The following is a 12647-nucleotide window of genomic DNA, read 5'->3' as shown; positions in this document are numbered from 1 at the left end:
CGCGGGCAATGAGTCTGCTGTGACGTCGAATAGCGCAGCCATTACCACTGATATGACGGTGGCGGCACCGACCTTTGCTCTGGCGAGCGACTCAGGCAGTTCATCGTCTGACAATCTGACCAATGACGCGACGATGAATGTGACTCTGGCCTCCGACGTCGCCAGCTGGCAATACTCGCTGGATGGCGGTGTAAACTGGACCACCGGTACAGGTACCAGCTTTGAGCTGGCGGATGATAGCAATTACGCCATTGGCGATATTCAGGTACGCCAAACCGATACCGCGGGTAATGTCTCAGCGGTGGCTTCCAGCACTTCAGCCATCACAACCGATATGACCGCGTTAGCAGCGCCAGGACTTGCATTGGCGTCGGACAGCGGTAGTTCGTCTTCTGACAATATCACCAATGATGCTACCGTAAACGTCACTATTGATGGTGCGGCAGCGAGTTGGGAATACTCGCTGGATGGTGGCAGCAACTGGACTACCGGCACAGGTAGTAGCTTTGAACTGGCTAACGATACCAGCTACGCCATTGGCGACATTCAGGTTCGCCAAAGTGATAGCGCGGGTAACGCATCAACGGTGGCTTCAAACACCTCAGCCATCACAACCGATATGACTGCGTTAGCAGCGCCAGGGCTTGCACTGGCGTCGGACAGCGGTAGTTCGTCTTCTGACAATATCACCAATGATGCTACTGTAAACGTCACTATTGATGGTACGGCAGCGAGTTGGGAATACTCGCTGGATGGTGGCAGCAACTGGACTACCGGTACGGGCAGCAGTTTTGAACTGGCCAACGATACCAGCTACACAATTGGCGATATTCAGGTACGTCAGAGTGATACCGCAGGTAACGTGTCTACAGCGTCTAACACCTCGGCCATCACAACCGATATGACTGTATTGTCGGCGCCTGGTCTTGCGCTGGCCTCGGACAGCGGCAGCTCGTCATCAGACAATATCACCAATGATGCTACTGTAAACGTTACTATTGATGGTGCGGCAGCGAGTTGGGAATACTCGCTTGATGGTGGCAGCAACTGGACCACTGGTACGGGCAGTAGCTTTGAATTGGCGGACGATACCAGCTACGCTATTGGCGACATTCAGGTACGTCAGACTGATACCGCAGGTAACGTCTCCAACGTGGCAAGTAACGCGGCAGCCATCACAACAGATATGACCGTGTTGGCAGCGCCAGGTTTGGCACTGGCCTCGGACAGCGGCAGTTCGTCTTCTGACAATATCACCAGTGATGCTACCGTGAACGTCACTATTGATGGTGCGGCAGCGAGTTGGGAATACTCGCTTGATGGTGGCAGCAACTGGACTACCGGTACGGGCAGCAGTTTTGAACTGACTAACGATACCAGCTACGCCATTGGCGATATTCAGGTACGTCAGACCGATAATGCTGGTAATGTCTCCAACGTGGCAAGCAACACGGCGGCCATCACAACCGATATGACTGCGTTGGCAGCGCCGGGTCTGGCGTTGGCCTCGGACAGCGGTAGCTCGTCATCTGATAATCTTACCAATGATGCTACCATGAACGTCACCATTGATGGCGCGGCGGCATATTGGGAATACTCGCTGGATGGCGGCAGTAGCTGGACCAGTGGAATGTTAACCAGCTTTGAGTTAGCCAATGATACCAGCTATGCTATTGGCCAAATTCAGGTGCGCCAGACCGATTTCGCCGGTAATGTCTCCAGCGTGACTAGTAATACAGCGGCTATCACAACCGATATGACCGCATTGGTGGGGCCATACTTTGAACTGGCCACTGACTCAGGCAGCTCGTCCTCTGACAGTATCACTAACGATGCGACTATCAATGTTGTCCTGGATGGGGCTGCAGCCAGTTGGGAGTACTCTACCAATGGCGGCATTAGTTGGACCACCGGCACGGGCACCAGTTTTGAATTAGCTGAGGGAACCTATGCCATTGGTACTGTGCAGGTACGCCAATATGATACCGCGGGCAATGCATCGGAGGCAGATTCGAACACCTCGGCCATTACTATCGATTTGACTGCGTTATCGGCACCTAGCCTGACGTTGGCGTCAGACACAGGGGCTTCTTCCAGTGATAACGTCACCAACGATACAACAATTAATGTGACTATTGATGCTGCCGCGGTAAGCTGGGAATACTCGCTGGATGGCGGCAGTAACTGGACAACCGGTACAGGCACCAGCTTTGAGCTGGATGGTGATAGCACTTATGCCGTTGGTGACATTCAAGTTCGTCAAACCGATACGGCCGGCAATGTATCAACCGCAATGAGTTCTACTGCAGCAATTACTACTGTTAGCACCTTCAGTCCAACCATTACTGATGCAGCCTATGATACTGCCAATAACACACTTACGTTAACGGGTAGTGGCTTTAGCGATATTCTATTAACTACGGAAACCAGTAGTTCTGATGTTAGCGATCGCGTTGATATATCCAAATTGATATGGAATATCAATGCAGATGATAGCAACAATCAAAGTTTTACCGACAGCGATATTGAATCGGTCACAGTGAATTCCGACAGCACGTTAACTGTAACCTTTACTTCAACTGCTGCGGCTATTCTGGAAGGCACAACTGACTTTGATGCGTTTACAGGATCAGATAATGATTCAATAGAAATCAGTGCAGGCTTCTTAACCGACTCAGCCGGCAATGTGGCCACCACAGATGACTTCGATAACGGCGTTGACACCTCAATTGTGGTGTTTGATTTGGTGGGTGGAAGTAGCTCATCGCATTCCAACAGAACCTTTGACGCCAATGTTACTTATACGATTTATATTCTGGTAGACGAAGATACTTCAGCAGCTAAAACCGACAATAACAATAATTCCTCGAGTGATTGGGGTCAGTGGTTAAATGCTTCAGCATTAGGCAGTGACGATACTATACTTTTCGTATCTGATGGCGGAAATTATGTCCCAAATGCTTACGTGACCTATTATGGTGACGGTGAGCCTGATTATTTCTATGCGAACGGCAACTATATACGAGCATATGAAAGCAAGTGGTACGCTGTCTATTTGCGAGGCAGTGGTAACTACTATATGAGTGGTTATGGCAATGTTGATCTATGGACAGGTACATGGAGTGCTAACCCGGATCAAGGAATGACCCTGAATCAGGCCTTACCGGGTGTGGCGATATCCAGTGGCATAATGAGTTCGCAAGGGTTGGTGCCTTAAGGTTACACTCTCGGTACAAACATGATGTCAATAAACGTTAGCAAGTCACCCGAAGGTGACTTGCTTGTTACCTCTAAATATCATTTTAAACGAATGACCCCCCAATCGTTTCCGGATGAAATGATTGTGTGGGCGAATACCTCTGATGTTATAAACGGGTTAAATGTATCCCCTAATCGGGCATTGACCCGTTTTGATATTGTCAGACGGGTAAAAAAATTTACTCAACCTGGCTTTTACATGTGGGAAATAGTGACTCAGGATGCTAAGCCAGTCGGTTACGCCACCATTACTCCGAGCACTAAAAAAGAATTCTGTAGTTTAGAGCTGGTTATCGGGGAGCCTAATTACTATGGCAAGCAAATTCCGGAACACTGTGCCTTAGCGGTATTTGAGTTTATGTTTAACTTTACTGCTTGCCTTAAAATTACGGCCCGAATTGTCGCTTATAATACACCCTCAATTGCAGCCGCTATGCGTATGGGCATGACGATTGAATCATTCGATAGGCAGTCTCAGCCAGATCACCAGGGTGGCTGGTATGACACTGTGGTCGTAGGCATATTAAAATCAGAATGGCCTGCCATAAAGCAGCAGGGAATGGGCTTTCGCGCAACATCTCACAGGCTAAAAAATCCGGCCTCATTAATAAAAACGGAACTGCTAAATCTACCATGGCTGAAATAGCACAATTACAGAGTCTACTTGCGCAAGAACGGTGGCAGGAGTTATTTACTCAGGCTACCGCCAGCGCGAAGCATTCTGGTAATGCGAATGCCCTGGCCTACGCTAGTTTGGCCGCTACTTTCTTAGGTGAAATCTCTGATTGCTATTATTGGTTGCAACGTGCTCAGCAAGTGGTTACAGCGTTAAATAATGATGCCAAACTTGCCTTGGCTGGTGCCTGCTTGCGACTCAACAAGTTCTCTGCAACGGATAAGCTTCTTGATCAAATTGCGGAGAACTACGCTGCGACTAGCGACGATTGGCAGACGCGCAAAGCATATTGCTACCAGTATCGAGGTGAACTGAAACAGGCGGAATATCATTATCAGCAAGCTTTATTTATAGCGCCAGCGAAAGAGAATGTGTGGTACCAATATCTACATTTTCTGATAAAAAACCAGCGATTTATCGAGGCTGAAAGTGCTTTGGAAAAAGCACTTAGCCAAATTCACGGTAGTGATGATAGGCAGTGTATCACCCGCTCACCGCTATTAGTTGAAATTCAATTGGGACTTTGGTTAGCTGAACAGCGTTTTGGCGACGTTGAAGCCTGGCTTGCTGATTTGTACGAGGTAGATACTCAACAGTTTATTGCAGCGAGTTTGCACTATGTTCGGTTGCTTTCGAATGCGGCTAAAACTAACCAAGCTAATGAGTTTCTGAGTCTCCTGTTAGAGATGTTGCCGGATAACACTGCCATTCTGCTGTGTCGGTTAGATTTGTTGTCACAACAAAAAAAATGGCAGCAGGTTATTCATCAGGCAGAAAAGCTATTGCAATCTCAGCCGCAAAGCTGGCCAGCCATAAGAGCAAAAATGCAAGCGTATGTGGAACTTGCACAGAGCCGGACGAACAGTGATTTTATTAAACAGGAAATTGATCAATTCAGAACATTCCTGAATGATTCGTCGTTAAACAATCAGCAAACTAAAAATGGACTTTGTTTAGTTGCGCAAGCCTATGCTTCAATTGGCGATTACGCACAAGCGAAGGCACTGCTTTCAGATCTGTTAGCACAAGATAGTTACTTTTTGCCAGCCAGAAAGCAATTGGCGGAGGTGTTAACGCTGACAGGTGATTTAGACGACGCGCTTACCCAGCAGAAGTATATTGCCGAGCAAGACGAAACCAATATAGCATTGCAATGGCGAATTAAAGCACCGGACGATCCTTCAGAATTGGCGAAGGCAGAAAATGTCATTTTAGCTAAAGCCGAATCGTCACAACGTGCGGCAGAAATGTTTTTACTTGCTTCCGCTTGGGAAAAGCTGGGTGAATATGATCGTGCATTCAAGCTTGCTGATGCCGCCAATAAATATAACCGTCCGCTTTTACCTTATAAAGCCATGCAGCACCGAAATCAGGTGGAGCGAATTCGCGTTGCGTTTTGTTCATCGTTGTTTGAACATCGCTGTGATATCGGCTTGAAAAACGCCACGCCTGTTTTTGTGGTAGGGATGCCTAGGTCAGGCACAACACTGGTAGAACAAATTCTGGCGAGCCATAGCAAAATATATGGCGCTGGCGAACTGGATATCGTTTCTGAGCGGATTCATCGGTTAGAACGATGGGAACGCCATTCAGGCAGTGGACGACATTACCCCGATTGTGTCGACGATATTACGCCCAAAGTTGCTCATGCTTTGGCGCAGAGTATCATGCAGGAATTGGAACAACTGGCATCAATAGCAAAGCCCTGTGCCAAATTCGTAGTTGATAAGCTGCCACATAATTTTGAAAATATTGGCTTTATTAAATTGATTTTTCCCGATGCAAAAATTATCTCGGTGCGTCGCGATCCGCGAGATATAGCATTATCTAACTATTTTATCGACTTCCATGCCAAACACGGCGGTCTGGGATTTGCGTACGATCTTACCGATATTGGTGAACAGCTCGCCGATCACAATTTATTAATGCACCACTGGCACCAACTCTTTGGTGACGACATATTAGAAGTTCAATACGAAGATGTGGTTGCTGACACCAAAGGCATGGCGCGTAAAATGTTGGATTACATTGGTGTAGAATGGGAGCCGCAGGTACTGAGTTTTAACGAACTTGACCGTCCGGTAAAAACCGCCAGTGTGTTACAGGTTCGTCAGCCCATTTATAAAACATCCACGGCAAAGTGGAAGCGTTACCAGCGCTACTTAAAGCCGCTAATTAAGGGCACAAACGCTAAAATCAATCCTGAGCCAATCGTTGATATGGTAACGCTACCTATTCCCGGCATATTTACCGACGCATTTGACGCTTATAAAGACGATAAGCTGGACGATGCAGAATATGGTGCTAAAAAAATGCTGCATCACAACCCTCAGCACGCTGGGTGTTATTATTTGATAGGTGAGATTTATTTGCGAAAAGGACATATTCAAGAAGGCGTGGAGTCAATTGAGAGATCATTGCAGTTGGCGCCTTGGAAATATCGAGAGTGGGCAACTAATTTACCTCAAGCTTACAGAATGCTTGGTCACGAATCGAAAGCTGTTGACATAGAAAGTAAGCTGAAATCCAAAAGCGCTGAAACGAGTGAAGCTCCCAACCCAATAGAAGAAAGCCCACTTACAAATATAATGATCACGACTGCCATGGAAGTTGAGTTTTAACATGAAGAGTTTTTTTGTGAGTCTGTGGGCTTTTTGGGCCATAGCGGGATACGCCCAAGAAGTTGATTTTGTTAAAGCATTACAGGCAACCACAGAACGCCACCCAGCGCTTTACAGTAAAGATGCAAATATCGAAGCCAAGCGTTTTGGGTTGAGTGCGGCGAAGGCACAGCGTTATCCGTCGTTAACGGCCTCTTACGGTCAAGACAATAACCGCGAAGACACCGGAATACTTTCGATAAAGCAGCCTCTGTGGGCATTTGGACGCATAGACAGCAATATTGCCTTCGCGAAGCAGGACGTTTCTGTTGAATACAGCGACAAGTCTCGGTTGTTACGCACTCTGGTTGAAGAAACTGCGGTGGCTTATGCCAGAGTGTGGGGAATTCAACGTCAACAAAATATCATCGCACAGAATATTGCTACGCATCAGTCCTTACTTGGTCAGGTAAAGCGGCGGCAAAAAGGCCACTTAGCGTCGGAAGCTGATGTAGCATTGGCGACGTCTCGCTTGATCCAGGCAAAGGGCCAAAATATAAAACTACAAGGTGAAAAGCGCAGCGCTTTATTAAGTCTACAAACGCTGACTCAAATGCCAATTAGTCAAGTATTACCAATTCCTGAACCTTTTTTGCTTCTACCTGCAGAAGAAGACATTACCAGTCATGTACTGAACGACAGCGCAGAAGTGGACTACCGCAACCAACTTGTTCGATTGGCTGAAAAAGAGGTGGTACGCAAACAGTCTGACTATATGCCAACTTTATATGTGCAACTCAGTCACGATTTCAGTGACCGTAGTTTCTATGCTGACGAAACCCGTGTTTCTTTGTTAGTAGAAGGTGGTTTGGATGGCTTAGGCATTGTCACTCGCCGTCAAGAACAGGCCTCACAATCTCGCCTAACAGCGGCGAAAAGAGATGTGCAAGTGGCGCGGTTTGAATTACAGAATCAGTTAAATGACTTACTTGCAGGCCGTCAAACCCAGCGTTATGTGATCACGAGTTTGCAGCAAGCTATTGAAGAATTGAATGCCACGTTGGATTCCTATCAGCGGCAATACCAGTCGGGTCGAAAGGCGTGGATGGATGTACTGAATATTCAACGGGAATTAACCGAACAGCAATTGGCATCGGTACAAGCAGAAAACAGTTTAATTGAATATACCTTGCGTCTTGCCGCCCTAACCGGCCAACTTGATGTGTGGCCAATAACAACAACTCAGCAGTAGTTTAAGCATATTATGACGGTAACCAACCTTCCTCAAGGTTTATTGAGGGACTATTTTGCTTCAGCAGATATAAAAGTTTCGGCCAAAAAATTTGACTCACTGTATTCGACAATCTGTAGTCAACAAAGTGACCAGCCGTTAGTTTGTCTGAATTTATTGTTTCAGCAATTGGATATGCCTGGATATCGTGCGGCATTAATCCCTTGGCAGCGTATCGATAGACGACTTTTACCAGCCCCTATGTTTTACGATAACCAATGGTGGTTGGCAGAAAATGGTGACGACGACAGCGTTTTGTTGAAGCGAGAAGAACACTCAGCTCAGCTAACAATGGAAGATGCTGACAAGCACGGTATGGTGCTTTGGATTAGGCAGCCGAAGAGTAAATCTTCTGCGGATACCCAAGGAGCAACCGCGGGGCAGCTAATTCGCTCTGTTATTTTTCAAAATAAGGCGTGGATCGGCAACGTTGCCATTGCCACTATTGTGATCAACGTTTTTGCGATATTTACGTCTTTATTTGCGATGCAGGTTTATGACCGGGTTGTTCCTACTCTCGCCTACGCTACTTTGGCCACTTTAGTAGCCGGAATGGGTATCGTAATAGCGCTAGATTGGGTATTAAAACGCATTAGAGCGAAAATTATTGATAGCTTGGCTGCGGATGTCGACAGCAAGGTGAGCCAGCAAATTTTTGAACACCTGCTTACACTCAGGCTCGACCGGCAGCCCGGCAGCATAGGTACGTTAAACGCACAAGTGAACAGTATGGAGTCTGTGCGTCAGTTCTTTACCTCGGGCATTATTTTTGGGTTGATAGATTTGCCTTTCGCATTTTTCTTTATTGCTGTTATCAGTGTTATTGGTGGGGCGATAGGCTGGGTTTATGGGTTGTTTTTCCCCATAGCATTACTGCTTGGATTGGTTGTTCAGCTGTTACTGTCAAAATTGATCAGAGAGCGCACCAATCGTTCGAATGAACGTCAGGGGTTACTAATAGATAGCGTTCGCGGAGCAGAGACGATTCGTTCAAATAACGCAGGATGGCGCTTTTCTCAAGAGTGGCATCGCGTAACTCAGTCTATTGCGAATTACAGCGTACGACAAAAATCGCTCAGTCATTTTGCTTCATCAACAACAGCGAGCTTGTCTACCGTTGCTTACATTACGGCTATTGTTGTTGGTGTAACGTTAATTGAAGCGGGTGACATGACCATGGGGGCATTGATCGCATGCAGTATTTTGGGGAGTCGCGTACTGAATCCGGTAGCGCAGAGTGTAAATAACCTTATTCAATGGCAGTCGGTGTCACATTCATTGGAAATGGTGAATGAGTTATTGGCGAAAGAACCAGAACGCCGCCCCCAACAGTCGTTGTTGTTTCTGGAAAAGCCGATTACGACGTTGTCGTTAGAAAAAGTCCGGTTTTCTTATGAAAACTCGCCTACACATCAATTTAAAACGAATGGACTCAGCTTCAAAGCAGGTGAGCGTGTACTGTTATTAGGCCCCGTTGGTTGTGGAAAATCGACACTGTTGAAATTGTTGGCTGGTTTATATCGTCCGAGTGAAGGGGTAGTAAAGGTAGACAATATTGATTTGTGGGAAGTTGACCCACGCTTGCTGAATACACAAATTAGCTATTTACCTCAACAAGTGCATTTGTTTAAAGGCTCATTGAAAGAGAACTTATCGTTGTCTGGTACAGTAAGTGACAACCACATTATGGGAGTCGCAAACGAATTGGGGGTTGATTCCTTTGCCCAAAATCATCCTCTTGGTATGGATATGCCCCTTGCCGAAGGTGGAGAAGGGCTGTCTGGCGGGCAACGTCAGTTGGTTGCGCTTAATCGCGTAATTGCGTCACAACCGCGTATTTGGTTGCTCGATGAGCCTACATCTTCATTGGATTTAGACACTGAGAAGTCGGTGTGGCAAGTTATTCAAAAACACCTGCGGCCCGACGATATTTTGATTGTATCTACTCATCGACCTATGCAGGCAGCAAATGTCGCTACACGTATCTTAATGATTAAAGATGGGGAAGTGTTACGCGATGGTAGCCCCGCCGAACTGTTCCCCAATCAGTTTTCTCCCCTTCAGACTCAAAGTGTAAATAAACATGTTATCTAATTTGAATCGCCAAGAAGAAGCCGACAACTCACAACATGCTAAAACATTGCTTCGCTATCATCAGCGATCATTAAATATTGTGGTGTGGCCTATCGCCTTTGCTTTTGTTGCTTTTGTTTTATGGGCGTTGGAATTTGAAATTGACGAAGTGGCACAAGCGAGAGGTGAAGTGATCGCGAGTAGTCGTGTACAAGTCATTCAGTCGGTTGATGGTGGTGTTATTGCCGCATTAAATGTGCAGGAAGGAGATCGAGTGAAGCCCGGCCAAGTACTGGCAACACTTGAACAAACACGAGTAGGCGCGGCGGTTGGTGAAATTGAAGCACGATATAACGCACTAATGATTAAAGCCACTCGTCTGCGTGCTGAAGTAATGGGTAATGAAGAGCCAACATTTCCAGTGGCTGCTAAACAACAATTCCCTGAAATTGTTGAGGTTGAACTGGCGTTGTTTAAACAACGTCAAATTGGCTTAAAAGAAGAGCTTCGTACTCTTCGCGTATCGGTAGAGTTGGCTGAAGAAAACGCTCAAATCGTGAAAGATTTGGTGATGAGCGGTGATGTCAGTAGCGTTGAAGTTTTAAAATCAAAAGAGGCGGTGAATGCCGCAGAGGCAAAATTAGTTAATCGTCGCAATCAGTATCTAGAAGAAGCGCGCGCAGAACTGGCTAAAACTGAAGATGAACTAGGGCAAACTGAACAAGTATTGCGCCGTCGTCGCCAGGAACAAGCCGATAGTGTGTTTATTGCTAAAGTACCGGGTATTGTAAAAAATATTCGCGTGACTACCGTTGGGGGCGTACTTCGCGCAGGGGAAGAGCTGATGCAAATCATTCCCGTTGATGATGAGTTGATTGTTGAAGTAAAAGTGCCACCGCAGGATATCGCAAGAGTGCATCCTGGGTTAGAGGCGGATATTCGCCTAGACCCTTTCGATTACACAATTTACGGCGGTGTGAATGCTAAAGTCACTTACGTTAGTGCAGATACGCTTAAAGAAGATACGCCACAAGGCGAAGAGATTTATTATCGGGTGCATGTTGTTCCAACGGCGCTACCTATAAAAACGACAATAGGAATTCAGGTTGATATGTTACCGGGCATGACTGCTGAGGTGTCGATTAAAACAGGCCAGCGCAGTTTGATGGACTTCCTTTTGAAGCCCATCAAAAAGACCTTGTCTCAGGCTTTTGGCGAAAAATAACGGCTTAACTCACCAACTGTGCTGCAACCGCGCGATGTCGCGCCATGAGGGCTTGGGTATCCAAGCCCACAATTTGGCCTTCTCTCACTCGCCATTTTCCTCCCACCATGACTTGTTCGGCCTTTTCTGCCCCGCACAGCAGTAATGCGGAGATGGGGTCATGACTGCCGCTAAAGCGCAATTCATCGAGTTTGAAGAACGCGAGATCAGCTTGTTTCCCCGGCGCAATTTCACCAATGTCTGAACGGCCAATAAGGCTGGCAGAACCTTTGGTTGCCCATCCTAGCACCAATTCTGGAGTGATCGCTTTTGCACCGTATTTCAGACGTTGTAAATACAAGGCTTGTCGTGCTTCGTACATCATATTAGATGCATCATTCGAGGCAGAGCCGTCTACCCCCAAGCCAATAGGCGCACCCGCTTCAATGAGTTCGAGTGTGGGGCACATGCCTGATGCTAAGCGCATGTTCGATACAGGGCAGTGGCATATCCCTGTTCCCGCTTGACCCAGGCGTTTTATTTCGTCTTCATTAAAATGAATACCATGAGCTAACCAAGTTCGGTTGCTGAGCCAGCCAACACTTTCCAGATAGTCGACGGTACGCATACCGAACATCTTTAAACAAAAGTCTTCTTCATCGAGCGTTTCAGCCAAATGGGTGTGTAAGCGCACATCTTCGCGCTCGGCCATTTTTGCGCTGTCGATCATAATTTCTTGAGTGACAGAAAACGGTGAGCAGGGCGCCAAGGCAATCTGAATCCACGCTCCGTCACCTCGCTCGTGATAAGTATTAATGAGTCGCTGGCTGTCTTTGAGAATTTCGTCGCCGGTTTGCACGGTGTGGCGAGGAGGTAGCCCTCCTTCGTCTTCGCCCAAACTCATTGAGCCTCGAGTGAGTAGCGCGCGCATCCCCATGCGTTTGACGGAGTCAACTTGCACATCAATGGCGTCTTCCATGCCGGTTGGGAATAAATAGTGATGATCGGTTGTGGTGGTACAGCCAGAGAGTAACAACTCTGCTAAGGCGACATCACAAGCTAACGATAGTGCACTGGGCGTAAGTTTAGCCCAAACGGGGTAAAGTGTTTTTAACCATGGAAACAGAGGCTCATTCACCACAGGCGCCCATGCCCTTGTGAGCGTTTGGTAAAAGTGATGGTGAGTGTTCACTAGCCCCGGAAGCATAACCAAGTTTGATGCATCTTCAATGCTATCGACGGGTTCTTTAGGCTTTTGTCCGGCGGCGATGAGTTCGACTATCTTGCCTTGGTGAATAACGACACCGCCTCGTGCATCGAGGTTGTTGGCGGTAAATACAGCTTGAGGGTTTTTGATCCAGAGTCTTTCCGACATAACTTGGCTCCATTGCGTAAAAGAAAATGATGAAAGCCAGCTCAGTTATGTCCTGTCTGCTGATCCAGGAGTTGCGAGGTGCAACACTGTGTACTCTAGTTGATTTGCGAGGGAAAAAAAAGGGCTGGCTAAACCGACGACGGTTTTCGCTCAGCCCCCAAGCGTGGGTC

The 12647-nt window shown here is 47.1% G+C and carries 7 protein-coding genes; 6 read left to right on the top strand and 1 reads right to left on the bottom strand.

Annotated elements, in window-relative coordinates:
- From ACXAH6_RS03880 to ACXAH6_RS03855, 6 genes are all read left to right on the top strand, one after another.
- Positions 1–3217, top strand: a 3217-nt coding sequence (locus ACXAH6_RS03880; protein ID WP_474875323.1) for a beta strand repeat-containing protein, incomplete at its 5' end; no start/stop codon positions are given.
- A gap of 21 nt (positions 3218–3238) precedes the next feature.
- A complete protein-coding gene (locus tag ACXAH6_RS03875; RefSeq protein ID WP_474875322.1) occupies positions 3239–3904 on the top strand; it encodes a GNAT family N-acetyltransferase in 666 nt (221 codons plus the stop codon).
- A complete protein-coding gene (locus ACXAH6_RS03870; protein ID WP_474875321.1) occupies positions 3892–6555 on the top strand; it encodes a tetratricopeptide repeat-containing sulfotransferase family protein in 2664 nt (887 codons plus the stop codon). The genes ACXAH6_RS03875 and ACXAH6_RS03870 overlap by 13 nt, the downstream gene beginning before the upstream one ends.
- Before the next feature lies 1 nt (position 6556).
- A complete protein-coding gene (locus tag ACXAH6_RS03865) occupies positions 6557–7786 on the top strand; it encodes a TolC family protein (RefSeq protein WP_474875320.1) in 1230 nt (409 codons plus the stop codon).
- 174 nt (positions 7787–7960) lie between these two features.
- The gene (locus ACXAH6_RS03860; protein WP_474875319.1) at positions 7961–9919 is read left to right on the top strand and encodes a peptidase domain-containing ABC transporter; all 1959 of its coding nucleotides are present in this window, start codon (positions 7961–7963) and stop codon (positions 9917–9919) included.
- Entirely contained in the window at positions 9909–11123 is a 1215-nt protein-coding gene (locus ACXAH6_RS03855) for a beta-barrel domain-containing protein (protein WP_474875318.1), read from the top strand. The genes ACXAH6_RS03860 and ACXAH6_RS03855 overlap by 11 nt, the downstream gene beginning before the upstream one ends.
- Positions 11124–11127: 4 nt before the next feature.
- Here the strand turns inward: ACXAH6_RS03855 and ACXAH6_RS03850 are convergent, their stop codons facing one another.
- Positions 11128–12477, bottom strand: a complete 1350-nt coding sequence (locus ACXAH6_RS03850) for an 8-oxoguanine deaminase (protein ID WP_474875317.1) — start codon at positions 12475–12477, stop codon at positions 11128–11130.
- Positions 12478–12647: the final 170 nt, after the last annotated feature.

This window comes from Alteromonas sp. ABE4_545, from assembly GCF_056161325.1.
This window is presented reverse-complemented; position numbering and strand designations above follow the sequence as displayed.

Excerpts from the sequence above, each read along its gene's own strand:
- ACXAH6_RS03865 (WP_474875320.1), top strand. The coding sequence starts at position 6,557 with ATGAAGAGTTTTTTTGTGAGTCTGTGGGCTTTTTGGGCCATAGCGGGA.
- ACXAH6_RS03875 (WP_474875322.1), top strand. The coding sequence starts at position 3,239 with ATGATGTCAATAAACGTTAGCAAGTCACCCGAAGGTGACTTGCTTGTT.
- ACXAH6_RS03850 (WP_474875317.1), bottom strand. The coding sequence starts at position 12,477 with ATGTCGGAAAGACTCTGGATCAAAAACCCTCAAGCTGTATTTACCGCC.
- ACXAH6_RS03855 (WP_474875318.1), top strand. The coding sequence starts at position 9,909 with ATGTTATCTAATTTGAATCGCCAAGAAGAAGCCGACAACTCACAACAT.
- ACXAH6_RS03860 (WP_474875319.1), top strand. The coding sequence starts at position 7,961 with ATGCCTGGATATCGTGCGGCATTAATCCCTTGGCAGCGTATCGATAGA.
- ACXAH6_RS03870 (WP_474875321.1), top strand. The coding sequence starts at position 3,892 with ATGGCTGAAATAGCACAATTACAGAGTCTACTTGCGCAAGAACGGTGG.